Genomic DNA, 15,071 nt, shown 5'->3' with positions numbered 1-15,071 from the left:
CGGGATTGATGGCAGCATGCAACCAGAAACTCTGCTTACTCACCAAAGAACAGTGCCCACCATACATCCACATTTCGAATTGGAGCAGGGGTGGGTTCTGGTTGAATGTTTACAAAGCTTTGCGGAGTACCTTCCCCCATGGGAACGATCAGCTTTTCACCCTCGCGAATTAAACCATGATTTCGGGCGTATTCATTTACCGCCGCTTCTGAGGTGGAGTAAATGATTTGGGTACTGAGCGCTGATTCGGTTGCTTTGAGACCAGCCACCTGCGTTTCAATTTTGGTCAACTGGTTATTCAAGCGGCTCAAATCCCCCAGCCGGTTGTTTAAATCCATCAGCAGGAAAAACAATACTACAAATGCCAGTAAAACGATCAGCTGCTTCCAGTGGGTGAATAGCTTGTTCATGTCCTTATCTTACAATAATCTTATCCAGCGGACAAGTGCAATTTGCCCGGAAAAAGTAAACCCCGCAGCATGCGGGGTTTTGGTGCCGAAGGAGGGATTTGAACCCTCACGAGCGCTATGCTCACTACGCCCTGAACGTAGCGCGTCTGCCAGTTCCGCCACTTCGGCGTTCATCGTATGGTATTTTATCTTGATTTGCCAATTTGTCAACCTTTGCGATGCTTTCAGGCAGGGCTTTCTCAAAGTCGAAGACGGTCAAACAGCAGCCGGCGGGTGCTAACCGATGTCTATTCGGAATTATCCACTGATGCGTCAAATCGAGCGATTTTGCCCCCTCCTGCACCTCCCCCAATATCGCCAAAAAGATATTGGGGGAGGTGGGTGGGGGTTCGTTTCGCCACAATTCAAGTTTCGATACAAAGTTTTTGGATTGTCAAGGAACTTTAAGAAAGCCATATGCTTTCAGGTTGGGAAAACAATTCCCCTCGAACATAAATTGTCCACCTCAATTGAGCATGCTATAATCTCTTCTGAATAAGCCGGCCTATGGATAATACCCTGATTACTCAAATTTTCAACTTACTCACTCAACCTCCGGGAAACCTGATTTACCATCTCATCCTGTTATTTTCGATTCTTACCGGTTTACAAACCACAGCCATAATCCGTACGGGTAAAAATTCAGGGGTCGCCCGGCGATTAATCAGTGGATTTATCCTCCTGTTGTTGGGCCAGATAGTCCTTTTCTTTATCAGTGCATTAGTTTGGCAAAAACTCATTTCCAATCCAGCAGTCCTCTTCCCACTTGATAAAGCGATAACCCTTCTTTCTTTGGCCGTTGTCGGCTGGATGTGGAATTTTTCAAAAGCCCATCAAAAAGCAGATGCTGCTTTGATTGCGCTTTTTTTGTTCACCGCAATTCTCTTTTTCGTTGATCTTTCCCTCCAGGTCAATCCGCTCATTAACATCCCATTTCAATGGATCTGGACTCTGCCAAATCTGCTCATCGCCGGACTTTCACTCGTGTTTTTATTCGTTCGGAAGCAAAAGTTTTGGGAAATCGGCGCCTCGTTTTTCCTCATCGTGTTAGCCGGATCTGTTGCCAGCCTTTCCAACCTGCAAAACGAAAATGAGTTTTCAGCGACGATGCGGCTGGCATTGATGTGTGCTTTCCCTTTGCTGCCATCCCTGGCAAAAACATTATTACCGGCGCACATGCCCATTCAAGAGCAGCAGGAAGTCAAGGCAGAACCCCAATCCCCCCGATCCATACCAACCGATAGCCGAATCATTATGCCGTGGTTGCATTTGACCAATGCCAGAACATCATCGGAAATAATTACCCTGTTGACTACCGCGATTGGTAAAACTTTCTCATCGGATTTAACCTTTCTCGTCAGACAGGAAAACCCATACCGCCCAATACTTCTGGAAGCCGGCTATGACCTGATTCGGGACGAGCCCTTATCCCCAATTCAGATCGAAGGTGAACTTTGCCCGCTTATCACCAGTTCTCTACAAAAAGGCAAACCCCTTAAACTCATCGCCGAAAGCGAATCGCCAGTACAAGACTTACTCTCTCTCACCAAAGCAGTGGGGCTGGCTTTACCGGGACATGTTCTTATGTCGCCTATCCCCGACTCTACAAATGGAAAACGAGCAATCCTGCTGTTCACCCCTTACTCAAAACGTGAATGGACGGTTGAAGAACAAGTCCTCCTGAACACCATCGCCGAAGAGCTTTCCGGTCTGTTTTTGCAATTTACTCAAAAAGAGAAACTGGAGTCCAGTGTCCAGGCTTTGCAGGAACAATTAAGACTTAATCAGGAGCAAATCAAAGCCTTAAAACAGGAACTGGCTGAAGCGCGTGTGCCTGCAGTAGAAACCCCAGGCTCATTGCCATCCATCAGCGATCCTGCACTGGAAATCGCCGGTTTGCTTGCCATTCAGCGCGAAGCGCAGGAAACCATTCAGCGATTGGAAAATGAAAATCGTACTCTGCGAGATGCATTGCGCGATCTCAAAGGCAAACCTGCTTCATCAACCGAAGTGGAACACCTCGAAAAGGAATTAAGACAGGCTCTTGAAGAAGTTGCGCGTTTGCAAAATGCCCTTGCCAATGCCAACATGCGGATTGTGGAAATGCAGTCCTCCGCTGGACAAAGCACAAATCTCAACATCAAAGATACCGAAGCCATACTATCCATCATTCAGGAACTGCGCCAGCCGGTTTCGTCCGTCATCGGCTATACAGATTTGTTAATCAATGAATCAACCGGCAACCTGAGTGCCCAACAACGGAAATTCCTCGAAAGAATCCGATCTTCATCTGATCGTATGCAATCACTGCTGGACGATTTATTGCAAACATCCGTATTCAACATCAGCCCAATTGATCTGGCTCCTCAGCCGCTCGATGTTGAGACCCTGCTCGACCATGCCATCACCGATATGTCCGATTTGCTGCGCGAAAAAGAGATCAACTTACTGATGGAGCTTCCACCCGACTTACCAACCTTCTATGCCGACCGTGATGCGCTCCATCAGGTCTTGATCCACCTGCTCCAAAATGCCGGCAGCGCTACCCCACCCGAAGGTAATATTACCCTGAAAGTAAAAATGGAACAGGGTGAGAAAAATACCCTCTTCGTTCTCTTTCAAATTACCGACGAAGGGGGCGGCATTGCTGCGGATGAATTATCCCGCGTATTTTCCCGCCGCCTCAAGAACGATGCGCCACCCATACGAGGGGTTGGCGATTCTGGTGTAGGACTTGCGATAGCCAAAACCCTGGTCGAAGCACATGGCGGTCGCATATGGGTTGAAAGTGACGGAGAAAAGACCTCCACCTTCAGCATCTTGTTACCGGTAAAGACCCCTGCCTTCAGCACAAAAACATTGGTTTCCTAAATGACTCAGGTATTTCGCGGCTTCATTCCGATTTTTGCTTCAATTGCCCTCGCTTTGATCGTGTTGGGAGCAATGATCGCCAGCCTTTCTGAGGGTCAGATTATTTTCCCACCTACGCCAACGTTTTACCCGACTCTGCCGCCACCTAACCTGACCCCCATCAGCCAGATCCAATCCCCCCCAGCCATTCCTTACACCAGCACTGCCTTGCCTCCCACACAAACCGCCTGTCCACCACCTGCTGGCTGGCAAGTCCATACGGTACAAGCGGGTGAAACCATTGGAGAGCTGGCACTCCAATACGGCATCCCTGTACAGGAATTACTGGCCGCCAATTGCTTATCCTCAGAGATCAGCATTGCAGGCGCACAACTCTTCATCCCTCCGATGAGCACCTCCACCCCTTCAATCATACCCACCCTTTCTCTGACCATTTCCCCTACCGCCACCCGATGCCTGCCACCCCGCGGATGGGTAAAATACACCCTCAAACCGGGAGATACATTGACCCGTTTGAGCGGCCTTTATCGAGTTTCGGTTTGGGAATTGAGACAGGCTAATTGTCTGGCAAGCGATTTTATTCGCGCCGGGCAACGTTTGTATGTTCCCAATGTCGCCACCAGCACCTTTACCGATGTTCCGGAACAACCCCAACCTACTCAGCCGATCCTGCCCTCAGCAACCTACACGCCGCTACCGACTTCGACCAACACCCTGCTGCCACCAACCCCGCAACCCAGCAGCCCCACCCCAAGCGGAACTTTTACCAACACCCCAACGTTAATACCTTCAGCAACGAATACTCCCGAGCCTTCGGTGACCAATTCGCCTGAGCCGACTATCACTGAAACTACTGTCACGCCTTAAGGAAATTTGAATGCGTAAAATTCTTTGGATATTGGTTTTTATATTTTTTATTTCTGCGGCATGCAACCTGCCGGTATCCAATTTTACTGGCGAGCCAAGTCCACGTGCTGTATCTCAGCGGATCGTGACCCTGGATCCGAATGCCCCGCCCACTCCCACACCCTTCATGCCGGTTGCCCCCACGCCCACACCTGAGGGGGAACAAATTGCAACCCCCGAAGTGCCCCCTTCGCCAGAACAGCAAGCCACTCCTCCCGTTCTTGTACAGCCAGAAGACACAATCAGCATCCTGATTCTGGGTTCGGATTGGCGTCCAAATGCCGGTTTTCGTACAGATGTGATCATTCTGACCATTGTCAATATCCGTACTGGCGCCGTCAGCATGGTATCTTTTCCGCGTGATTTGTATGTGGACATTCCGGGTGTTGGTCAGCAAAGGATTAATACTTCTCAACAATTTGGCGGTTTTGCACTCACCCAGGCCACTTTTCAGAATAATTTTGGGATCAAACCCGAGCATTATGTGATGACGAATTTTCAGGGGTTTGTAAACATCATTGACCGACTTGGTGGAATTGAAGTGGAAACCGCCAGAAACCTCACCGACACCTGTAAGCTGCCGCAGGCTGTGAATGGGTACTGTTCGGTTGGTCCAGGACGGGTCTACATGAATGGTGAAACAGCCTTATGGTACGTCCGTTCCCGATATAGCAGCAGCGATTTTGACCGAACCCGGCGCGCCCAGGAAGTCATGCTGGCGGTCTTCAAAAAATTAATGAGCCTGGATGCCTTATCAAAAGCTCCGCAGTTGTATCAGGAATTTCGCAGTAATGTCGAAACAGACATTCCTCTGGATCTGGCATTAAAACTGGCTGGCTTTGCACCTGGCCTGGTTTCTAACCCCGAACGGATAAACCGTTTTGCCATCGGCCCGTCAGATGTTTGGCATTATACGACCGATACCGGCGCGCAGGTATTGATTCCCATTCAGGAACGCGTTCAGGCAATTCTGTACGAAGCCTATCAGGTCAAATAATACCAGTGGTCAGGAAAAAAGATTTGACTTTCCCTGATTTCTGTTGTACACTCATAAAATAATAGGCTATACGAAAAAACAAAGGGGATCGTGGACTATGTCTTCCGAATCTTCACCTGCCGTTCATATCACTTCTCAAACTCCCTTGCTGCCTGCCATCCGTTCGTGGGAGATTTATTTGCTTGATCAAGGAAAATCTCCTTACACAGTCAGAGCCTTCCAGAATGATTTGCAACTTCTGGCCGGATATCTACCACCCGACCGCGCTGTCGGTGCCATCAGCACCCGCGATTTGAACAATTTCCTCAACTGGCTGCAACAGGGACGAGGCGTTCCCTGCAGCCCCAAAAGTCTTGCCAGACGAATTACCTCCATCAAATCTTTCTTTCGTTGGTTACATCAGTCCGGGCGTATTCTGGTTGACCCGGCAGAAAAAGTGGTTCAGCAATCCGTTATCAGCCCTCTCCCAACTGTTTTGACCGATGAGGAAGTGGATAAAACGCTGGAAGTTGCGAACGCGTACCGCTCGGCAAAAAAACCGGATGCACGCCCGTACACCCTTTTGCTTTTACTGCTCTCTACCGGCATCAAAAAGGGAGAATGTCTGACGATTCAAACCAATCACATTGATTTAGAGGCACCGGGCGGCCCAATTTTATTTGTACGCTACGCCAGTCCACGCAACCGCTATAAAGAACGCAAGATTCCACTCCCCGTAGAATGGGTAGAAAGCTATCAGGAATATCTGGCACAATACCAGCCCAAGGATGTCATTTTCCCCTGGTCACCGCGCCGTCTTGAATATCTTCTGGAAGATATTGGAGAAGAAGCCGGTCTGCAAAAACATCTTTCCTTTGACATGTGTCGCTGGACCTGCGCCCTGCGCGATTGGAAGTCGGATATGAACCGTGAACACCTGCGCCAAAAATTGGGGATTTCCAAAATCCAGTGGCGTGAAATCAGCATGAAATTGAAGCAGCTCAGCGAGATGAACCCGGCAAGCAATTAAGAGCGCACAAGTATCAGGTGAAGCACTCGTTGAGTGTTTGAAGTAAGCCGGAATTGATTCGCAATTTGCATACCTGGCAGCCATACAACATCATCGCCGCTGTAAACCAGCGGGTATTGAGCACGGAGCAGGCGAGGAATTTTTCTTTCGGTTAGATAATCTGCAATCTTTACGCTGCCGCTCTCCATTCCCAAAGGGCGAAAGCGTTCTCCCCGCCTCCATCTCCTCACCTTCAACGGAAATTTTATATGATCTGCATCCAGCCATGCTTCGTATGGGTTCTCCTTCCAGCGGGCTGGCAGATTCGCAGCAGGAAAGATTTCTGCTTTGAGAAGCCATTCACCTCCCAGTGTGATCTCCCCCCCGCCATTGAGCGTAATTTCCTCGTTCGATGGAATAGATGGCAGGTGAGGATCGAAAATCTGCCCGGATTCCTCTTTTATGTAAATCCTGTCCTGAGAAAACACCATTTCAATCCCATCTCCCAGTTGAATCGTCCCCGTCCGGCGTCCGGAGCGAATTTCACTTGCCGCCAGATTCAACGCCTGCCAGTCCACATTTTCACTAGCAGGTTTAAGATGTTTGATCGCATCCCGCAAAACCGGGATGAGCAATTCTTCGGGTAAATCTGTGATGCGGCTGTAGGAGAAAGTCAGGTATTCGCCGGGCTTGCGTTCCATGCAAACTTCATCGAGCGCCTTTTCGATAAGAGGTTTCACCAGGCGTAAATGATCGTTTACCACCCGGCTCATCGTCCATATTCTGACCTTGATTTGAGGGTTGTATCCCTGTAAGATAGGAATTAACTCATGCCGAATGCGATTACGGGTAAATTCAAGGCTTTGATTGGTGACATCCTGCAAGGGTTGAATTCCGTTTTCCCGACAATATTGCTCAATTTCCGTCCGCCAGAAACTCAATAAGGGTCGAATTAAAAAGATTGTGGAAGAAAACTCCTGTAAAGTGGTACGGTACTCCATCCCCCGTAAACCGTCCAGACCAGTCCCGCGAATCAGATGCATCAGTACGGTTTCAACCTGATCATCAGCTGTGTGACCGACTGCAACTGCTTGCGCCTGCATTCTCTCGGCAGTTTCGAATAAAAATCGGTATCGCGCCTGCCGTGCAGCCGCCTCCAGGGAGATATGAGAATTTTCCGCCAGACGACGCACATCTCCCTGACCTGAGATAAATCCTTTTGCTTGCCACAATTCCGCCAGTTGACGAACGGCAAGCAATTCGTTTTTTGATTCTGGGCGCAGTTGATGATCGAAGTAAACCACCCACACCGGCATCTTTAGCCGGCAAAACAGGTGCAACAGCGTCAAACTGTCTGCCCCTCCCGAAACGCCCACTACAAGCGGTTTATCCCCCAAAATGCCGCAACGTTCTCGCAAGTTTTGTCTGAATTCCTCAAGCACGCTCACATTATAGCATGTCGAATTCGCCCCTCCAATCTTTCAAAACCAAATCCGCAACCAAATTAAAACAATTAAACGGCTTGTATGGGATTTCAGATTGTGCTAGACTGATTTAAGTGTTATTTTTCAGTGAGGGCAGGCATGGCAGAAAAAATTTTGATCGTTGATGACGACCTGGAAACATTGCGTCTGGTAGGGTTAATGCTTCAGCGGCAGGGCTATCAGGTCATTTCCGCGCGGAATGGAAAAGAAGGCATGTCGCTGGCACTGAAAGAACTCCCAGACCTGATCGTACTGGATATCATGATGCCAGATGTTGACGGCTTTCAGGTTGCCAGAGATTTACGCGCCAATCCCGAAACAGCCGATATTCCCATCTTGATGTTCACCGCTAAATCTCAAGTGGATGATAAGGTTACCGGCTACGAAGCCGGCGCAGATGACTACCTGACCAAGCCCGTCCACCCGGCTGAATTGATCGCCCATATTAAGGCGCTGCTCAGCCGCACACGGGCAAGAGCCGGCCAGCAGGTTCAAAAAAGCGCAACCATGATCGGGGTACTGGCAGCCAAAGGCGGCATGGGAACATCCACACTTGCCCTCAATCTGGCTTTGGCATACTTCCAGCGCACCCGCAAAGAAATCATTGCCGCTGAGATTCGCGCAGGTCAGGGCACATGGGCTGGTGAATTGAACTTTCCCAATGCAGAGGGATTAAACAACCTGCTGAACATGCGCAGCGGCGAGGTAACCCGCACAGCAGTCGAAAAAGAACTGGTCAGAACCACATTTGGCATACGTCTGTTATTAGCCAATCACCGCATCAAGGACTTTGCATTGCTCCAAAATGCGGTTCCACAATTGGAGGCAATTCTTCATCATCTTTCAACGCTTGGTGATGTGGTATTTGTGGATATTGGCAATCCCTTTTTGCCCGGCTTTGAAAAAGTAATCTCTTATTGTGACGAAATGATTTTAATTGCCGAGCCTCAGCCGTATTCGCTGAAACGCACCAGCCAATTAATGGATGAATTAACCGAATACGGTTTTGGAAAATCTAAAATCCTCAACGTGGTGATTGTGAACCGCGTCCGGGCTGATTTGCAACTCTCCGCGCTCCAAATTCAGGAAATGCTGGGCAAGCCGATCACCCTGGTGATTCCCCCCGCGCCCGAACAATCTTATCATGCTGCGCTGCGCAATGTCCCCATCATCCAGTTGCAACCGGATGGCATTCTCAGTCAACAGATCAATCGTTTGGCTGCCCTGTTTGCAGACCGATTGAATAAATGACCGCATTGACATTTAACCAGGCCGCTCAGCAGGCGGCAATGCACATCTCCGAATCAAAAAGGATGGTCGTACTGACCGGAGCGGGGATTTCAACCCCCTCGGGTATCCCTGATTTTCGCTCACCGAACACCGGTTTGTGGTCGCGGGATGACCCAATGGAGGTTGCTTCCCTGTCTGCCTTTCACAACCGCCCCGAAAGGTTTTTCAATTGGCTGCGTCCCTTGACTCGTGAGATGATCAATGCACAACCTAATCCAGCACATCGTGCCCTGTCACAACTGGAACAAAAAGGGGTTCTAAAAGCCGTCATCACTCAAAACATTGATGGGTTGCACCAAAAGGCTGGTTCAAAAACGGTTCTTGAAGTGCATGGTTCCATGCAAGAACTGCATTGCCTTTCTTGCCGCCAAAATTTCCCGGTCGAAAATTATCTGGAATCTTTTATCCAAAAAGAAGAAATCCCGCGTTGTGTCAATTGCCGCGCCATTCTGAAGCCCAACATTGTTTTATTCGAGGAACTGCTTCCCATGAATATATGGCAGCAGGCTGAGGAACAGGCAACCCAGGCGGATTTATTCGTGGTGGTTGGCAGCGCCCTGGAAGTGACTCCGGCTGCTCATCTGCCCCTTTATGCGCTGGAACAAGGCGCGCGCCTGATCATCAACACCTTCTCACCAACCTACCTTGACTCACGGGCAGATTTGTTACTACCTTTTGATGTTGCCGAAATTTGGCCTGAAATCGTCAATCTGCTGGGATAATTCACATCAACGGCTGCCACGCCGCCCGAATTGACGTTCCAACAAATCCACCGAAAGGTGAATCATCGTTGGACGCCCATGCGGGCAGGTTCGAGGGGACTGGCAGCGTTCTAAATCCCGAACCAGTGCAGCCTGTTCTTCCCCGGATAGAATTTGCCCCGCCTTGACCGCCGCCCGTTTGCATACCCGGGCAATCACCCGCGCTTCAATTTCGGTTTGAAGTGGTGTTTCATCCTCTTCAAAGTCCTCTACCAGCGCGCGCACAGCTGCTATAGGATCCATTCCACTTAAGATAGCAGGAATGCGCCTTACCCGAAAAGCATTCCCGCCAAAATATTCTACTTCGAATCCCCAACGATTGAGCACTTCCAATTGAGATTGTAAGACTGATGCAGCCTGAGGTGGTAAATCAAAGGTCTGTGGGTGCAACAGGGCTTGAGAGGGAATTTCCTTACCGGCTTCCCGCATAAACTTTTCAAACAAAACACGTTCATGGGCAGCATGCTGATCAATCAGGTACAGTCCGTCCGGCCCTTCCGCCACCAGATAAGCTGCTCCCACCTGACCGATCACCCGCAGCAGCGGCAGGGAATCCGTCGGAAGGTGGACTGGCTGTTGGTTGATCTGACCGGCAGGTTCGCCTGGTTCGATTGCCGGTTGTGCCACATCCCCATCATGTGCCATCCCCCACGCAGGATCAACAACCGAATCAAATGTGCTACTTTGCCAGTTTGGGGTGTTCAATTGTGGCGCAGGAGAATATGCCAGCAGTGCCCGCTTGACCGCTCTTTGCACGGCGCGGAAAACCCGGTCTGCATCGCGGAAGCGAACTTCTGCTTTGGCAGGATGGACGTTTACATCCACCAGATCAGGGGGTATCTCAACAAACAACATGGCAATCGGGTAACGGCCAACCATCAACAAAGTGTGATAGGCCTGAATTAAAGCCGTCGAAAGACCGGCATCCTGAACCCAGCGCCCATTGACAAAAAAGGTGATTTCCCTGCGGTTCGAACGACTGACTCCCACCGGACTGATGAAACCTGCAATGTGGATGTCTTCGTCCTCCAGTTCCACTTCCAGCATTTGTTTTGCCAGATCGCTGCCATAGACCTGAGCCAGCACTTCACGGCGGTTGTTTCTTCCGTGGCTGTGCAAGACTTCTTTGTCATCCTGAACAAGCCGGAATCGAACCTGCGGATAAGCCAGCGTATAGCGAGAAACCAATTGAACGATTTGATTTTTTTCGGTCAGGTCGCTTTTCAGGAATTTGAGACGGGCCGGCACGTTGAAGAACAGGTTTTCAACCCGCACCAGCGTTCCTACGGGAATGCCAACCGACTCGCTGGCGATCAGTTTTCCTCCCTCAACCACAATTTTCTTTCCAATTTCCGCATTTTTCTCCCGCGAGATCAAGGTCAAACGCGAAACCGAGGCAATGGACGCCAGCGCTTCCCCGCGAAAACCAAGTGTTTCAATCCGAAACAAATCCTCGGCGCTGTTCAACTTGCTGGTAGCATGACGGGCAACCGCCAGCCTCAACTCCTCTGCAGGAATGCCGCAGCCATCATCACTGACCTCTACAAGGTCTTTACCTGCATTGACGACGCGAAGTTCGATGCGTTGCGACCCCGCATCCAGAGAGTTTTCCATCAGCTCTTTGACCACCGAGGCCGGTCTTTCAACCACCTCCCCGGCAGCGATTTGAGAAGCAACTTCATCCGCTAAAATCCGAATCGGCAACCTGTACTCCCTTTACATGCTCTTTTCAGATATCTATCTAATGGATTATACTCAAAAATAATCATGAAACCTGAATTGCTGATTTTTGATTTGGATGATACTCTCTACCCTCCTGAAGCGGGTTTGTGGCACGCAATTGGCGAGCGCATCAACCAGTATATTCAACAACGGCTTGGTTTATCTCTTGCAGACGCCATCGTCCTGCGTGATCAAATGTTTCACCAATACGGCACCACACTGCGCGGTCTGGAATTGCTTTATGGCATTCCTGCGCAGGAATACCTTGCCTTTGTTCATGATGTCCCGGTAAGCCAATTCCTTAAACCCGATCCTGAGTTGCGAAAAATTCTTCACACGCTCCCTTTTCGTAAAATTATCTTCACCAATGGTGACCGCGCCCACGCCAATCGGGTGATTAATGCCCTTCAGCTGGATGGTTGCTTTGATGAAATCATTGATGTTTTGGATATTACGCCCTATTGCAAACCCATGCCTCAAGCCTTCCAGCTGGCTTTAAAAAAAAGCCGGGTTCACGACATCAGCCGGTGTGTTCTGTTTGAAGATTCTCACCGAAATCTATCCACTGCCAGATCTCTGGGGATATTCACCGTTCAGGTCGGTAGAAATGGCTCGCCATCCGAGGCTCATCTTCAAATTCAAACCATCCATGAACTTACCTCTCTTTTCACGCCGAATTTCTGCATTTCAATGACAAGGAAGAAATGAACGATATTCCAATTGCGGGTTGGATAGCTCTTGGCATTATTGCCATATTACTGCTGGTCACAAACTTAAGCCTGATTTCCCTGCTCCGCAGGAAAGGATCAAATCAATCCGACGCTTCGATCCTTTCTGAAACAATGAAAACGCTTAATAATCCCTGGGAAAAGGAAGATCGTCCTTTGCGAGAATTATCTGAGCAGGTAGCCAGGTTAAAAGAGTTAAACCAAAATAAAGATAGTACAGAGGAATAAATTTTCATTTTCACTTAACCCCCATGTGATAACTTAACCTGTGTTAAACCACTTAATGGAGTATTGATAATGAATTCAAAAGTGATTCGAACTCTACTGGCTTTGCTCGTCTTGGGTATTTTGATGGGAGTCAGTTTCAGCATCGGCCTGGCGGCTGGAATCAGCCTCCCTTCCACCGTCAGCCTGCCCAATATTCCCCTTCTTTCCAACAACCCACCCGCAGGTACGCCATCTGCCACCCAACAATCCATAGACCGGGAAACGCTGTTTAGCCCCTTCTGGCAGGCATGGGATCTGGTTCACGAAAATTATGTGGATCAACCCGTAGACGACCAATTATTGATGCAAGGCGCTATCCGCGGCATGTTAGAAGCGCTGGGCGACCCCTACAGCGGATACTTAACCAACGACGAATATCAACAGGCCAACGCCCCCCTGCGAGGTGAATACGAAGGCATTGGCGCCTGGGTAGATACCAGCGGAAAATACCTCACCATTATCAGCCCGATGGAAGGCTCACCTGCCGAAAAAGCCGGATTGAAAGCCGGCGATCAAATCATTGCCGTTGACGGTGAAGACGTTACCTCGCTCGATCCTCAGCTGGTCTTGCGCCGGGTTCTTGGCCCGGCTGGCACAACCGTTCGGCTAACCATCTTGCGGGAAGGGGAAGAGAAACCCTTTGAGCTCAGCATTGTCCGTCAGAAAATTACGCTGGAAACCGTAAGCGGTAAAATGCTGGACAATAACATCGCTTATATCAAGATTACCCAGTTTGGTGAAAGAACGGACCGCGATTTACGCACCAAACTGCGTGAATTGTTAAGGAACAACCCCACCGGTATCATTCTCGATTTACGAAATAACCCCGGTGGATATCTGAATACAGCCATAAACATTACCTCCCAATTCATCGGGAATGGGGTAATCATGCTTGAACAATATGGCAATGGCGAAAAAGTAACCTATCAAGCCCGCCCGGGCGGCCTGGCAACCGACATCCCACTGGTGGTCCTGGTCAACGAAGGTTCAGCATCCGCCTCCGAAATTACCGCCGGCGCCATCCAAGATCGCGGGAGAGGGTTGCTGGTCGGAACGAAAACCTTTGGAAAAGGTACTGTGCAAACCTGGCGGCAATTGAGAGATGATGCCGGCGCAGTGAAGATCACGATTGCCCGCTGGCTCACTCCCAATGAGCGCCAAATCAACGGTGAGGGTTTGATGCCCGACGTCATCGTGGAGCTGACGGAAGACGATCAAAAAGCCAACCGCGATCCGCAGCTCGATAAAGCGATTGAATTATTACTCAACAAACAAGCGCCCAGCCAAACCAGCAAGTAGTCAATTTTCCTTAAGCCTTATAGAGCAGGTTTGAAAAGCACTCCCGGCAGAACACATCGGGGGTGCTTTTTTGGTTTTATTCCAGTAATTTTTCCTGCGTTCGATTTTTCTCGTTTATAATCAATCCGTGAAAAAATTGATCATCGCCGTTGTGGTTTTACTCGGCATCCTTTTCATCATCAGCCGTTTCACCGAGTTACAGGAAGTCCTGCTTGTTCTGCAAAAAGGCAACTGGCTCTGGCTCAGAGCGGCTTTTGTCGTGTTATTTGGATGGATTTTGGTAACAGCCGCTACCTTTCAAACTCTTTTTTCGCTGGTGGGAGTGAACAAATCCCTGCTGCAAGTTTTACGTTTATTTCTTGCGGTGAACTTCATCAATCTTGTTGCACCGAGTGCCGGCATGAGCGGCATGGTCGTATTTTACTCGGATGCCCAGAAAAACGGCCATTCCACTGCACGGATTATGGTTGGCAGCGCGTTATTCCTCATCTTTGACTATTGCGGCTTACTGACGATTATATTCTTTGGTTTGATCATCCTGGCTTTTTATCAGGTTTTGTGGGCTTTTGAAATCTTTGCCTTTATCCTTTTTTTCTTGTTTGTTACCGCAATGATTTCGGTGGTTTATCTGGCATCCTGCTCCGAAGAACGTCTAAGCCGCCTCTTGCTGAAAATCACCCGCTTTCTCAACCATGCGACGGGTATTCTCTTCAAAAAAAAGGCAATCAGTGAAGATAGAGTCATTCGTTTTGCTGCTGAAATCAGCGAAGGAGTTAAAGCCATTCAAAATCTCCGCCATGGGTGGGTACGCCCAGCCAGTCTAACCATCCTCAACAAATTGCTGCTGGTAAGCATTTTAGGAATGATGTTTCTGGCCTTTGGTACACCTGTGACAGCGGGACAGCTGATCGCCGGTTTTTCGATCGCCTATCTGTTCGTTATTATCTCTCCTACACCTGCCGGGATCGGCATCGTGGAAGGGCTGCTCACTTTTGCGCTGAATTCTCTGGCTGTGCCCATTGAAGCCGCGGCGGTTATCACCCTTGCCTTTAGAGGCTATACTTTCTGGCTGCCATTTTTATTGGGTATGATTTCTTTTCGAAGTCTACAGTCGTGACAAATGAGAATTCGCACTGAATAAGAGACTATTTCTTGAACACTCGCTTCTTTAATTGACAGTTCCAACTGCTAGGGGTATAATCAAACCTCGCAGTAATTAAGACCTTTGGGAGAAAAGTATTATGGAAAATACCGCTGCTGCGGAAAGCAACACGAATATTGAAATTAAGCCAAAAATGAAATTTGCCGG

At 49.2% G+C, this 15,071-nt stretch carries 13 protein-coding genes and 1 tRNA gene; 10 read left to right on the top strand and 4 right to left on the bottom strand.

Annotated features, from left to right (window positions below; genetic code table 11):
* Positions 1–35: 35 nt before the first annotated feature.
* Positions 36–410, bottom strand: a complete 375-nt coding sequence (locus VAE48_RS05035) for a septum formation initiator family protein (RefSeq protein WP_322792226.1) — start codon at positions 408–410, stop codon at positions 36–38.
* An 80-nt stretch (positions 411–490) separates the two neighbouring features.
* A tRNA-Leu gene (locus VAE48_RS05030) sits at positions 491–578 on the bottom strand.
* Positions 579–956: 378 nt separating this feature from the next.
* On the opposite strand from VAE48_RS05030, the gene VAE48_RS05025 reads away from it, so the two are divergent.
* The 4 genes from VAE48_RS05025 (at position 957) to VAE48_RS05010 (ending at position 6,232) form a co-directional block, all read left to right on the top strand.
* Entirely contained in the window at positions 957–3,320 is a 2,364-nt protein-coding gene (locus VAE48_RS05025) for a HAMP domain-containing sensor histidine kinase (RefSeq protein WP_322792225.1), read from the top strand.
* Positions 3,321–4,187: a muramidase family protein gene (locus VAE48_RS05020; RefSeq protein WP_322792224.1), complete on the top strand. Its 867-nt coding sequence runs from the start codon at positions 3,321–3,323 to the stop codon at positions 4,185–4,187.
* Between the two features lie 10 nt (positions 4,188–4,197).
* On the top strand, positions 4,198–5,223 hold the full coding sequence (locus tag VAE48_RS05015; protein ID WP_322792223.1) for an LCP family protein: 1,026 nt from the start codon (positions 4,198–4,200) through the stop codon (positions 5,221–5,223).
* Positions 5,224–5,320: 97 nt separating this feature from the next.
* Positions 5,321–6,232: a tyrosine-type recombinase/integrase gene (locus tag VAE48_RS05010; RefSeq protein WP_322792222.1), complete on the top strand. Its 912-nt coding sequence runs from the start codon at positions 5,321–5,323 to the stop codon at positions 6,230–6,232.
* Here the strand turns inward: VAE48_RS05010 and tilS are convergent.
* Positions 6,229–7,629 carry a tRNA lysidine(34) synthetase TilS gene (tilS, locus tag VAE48_RS05005; RefSeq protein WP_322792221.1) on the bottom strand — a complete coding sequence of 467 codons (1,401 nt, stop codon included), beginning with the start codon at positions 7,627–7,629 and terminating at the stop codon, positions 6,229–6,231. The genes VAE48_RS05010 and tilS overlap by 4 nt on opposite strands.
* Positions 7,630–7,794: 165 nt before the next feature.
* On the opposite strand from tilS, the gene VAE48_RS05000 reads away from it, so the two are divergent.
* Together VAE48_RS05000 and VAE48_RS04995 are read left to right on the top strand one after the other, a co-directional pair.
* Positions 7,795–8,946, top strand: coding sequence for a response regulator (locus VAE48_RS05000; protein ID WP_322792220.1), 1,152 nt, complete (start codon positions 7,795–7,797; stop codon positions 8,944–8,946).
* The gene (locus VAE48_RS04995; RefSeq protein WP_322792219.1) at positions 8,943–9,707 is read left to right on the top strand and encodes an NAD-dependent deacylase; all 765 of its coding nucleotides are present in this window, start codon (positions 8,943–8,945) and stop codon (positions 9,705–9,707) included. The genes VAE48_RS05000 and VAE48_RS04995 overlap by 4 nt, the downstream gene beginning before the upstream one ends.
* Positions 9,708–9,713: 6 nt before the next feature.
* On the opposite strand, the gene mutL is transcribed toward VAE48_RS04995, so the two are convergent.
* Positions 9,714–11,450, bottom strand: a complete 1,737-nt coding sequence (gene mutL / locus VAE48_RS04990) for a DNA mismatch repair endonuclease MutL (protein WP_322792218.1) — start codon at positions 11,448–11,450, stop codon at positions 9,714–9,716.
* A 63-nt stretch (positions 11,451–11,513) separates the two neighbouring features.
* On the opposite strand from mutL, the gene VAE48_RS04985 reads away from it, so the two are divergent.
* The 4 genes from VAE48_RS04985 (at position 11,514) to VAE48_RS04970 (ending at position 14,879) form a co-directional block, all read left to right on the top strand.
* Positions 11,514–12,176, top strand: a complete 663-nt coding sequence (locus tag VAE48_RS04985) for a pyrimidine 5'-nucleotidase (RefSeq protein WP_322792217.1) — start codon at positions 11,514–11,516, stop codon at positions 12,174–12,176.
* Positions 12,173–12,424, top strand: coding sequence for a hypothetical protein (locus VAE48_RS04980; RefSeq protein ID WP_322792216.1), 252 nt, complete (start codon positions 12,173–12,175; stop codon positions 12,422–12,424). The genes VAE48_RS04985 and VAE48_RS04980 overlap by 4 nt, the downstream gene beginning before the upstream one ends.
* 69 nt (positions 12,425–12,493) lie before the next feature.
* The gene (locus tag VAE48_RS04975; RefSeq protein ID WP_322792215.1) at positions 12,494–13,762 is read left to right on the top strand and encodes a S41 family peptidase; all 1,269 of its coding nucleotides are present in this window, start codon (positions 12,494–12,496) and stop codon (positions 13,760–13,762) included.
* A 127-nt stretch (positions 13,763–13,889) separates the two neighbouring features.
* A complete protein-coding gene (locus tag VAE48_RS04970; RefSeq protein ID WP_322792214.1) occupies positions 13,890–14,879 on the top strand; it encodes a lysylphosphatidylglycerol synthase transmembrane domain-containing protein in 990 nt (329 codons plus the stop codon).
* The last annotated feature ends 192 nt before the right edge of the window (positions 14,880–15,071 follow it).

The organism is Bellilinea sp., assembly GCF_034432615.1.
Classification (GTDB): domain Bacteria; phylum Chloroflexota; class Anaerolineae; order Anaerolineales; family Anaerolineaceae; genus Bellilinea.
The sequence above is the reverse complement of the archived record's forward strand: the minus strand, read 5'-3'. Positions and strand labels throughout refer to the sequence as shown.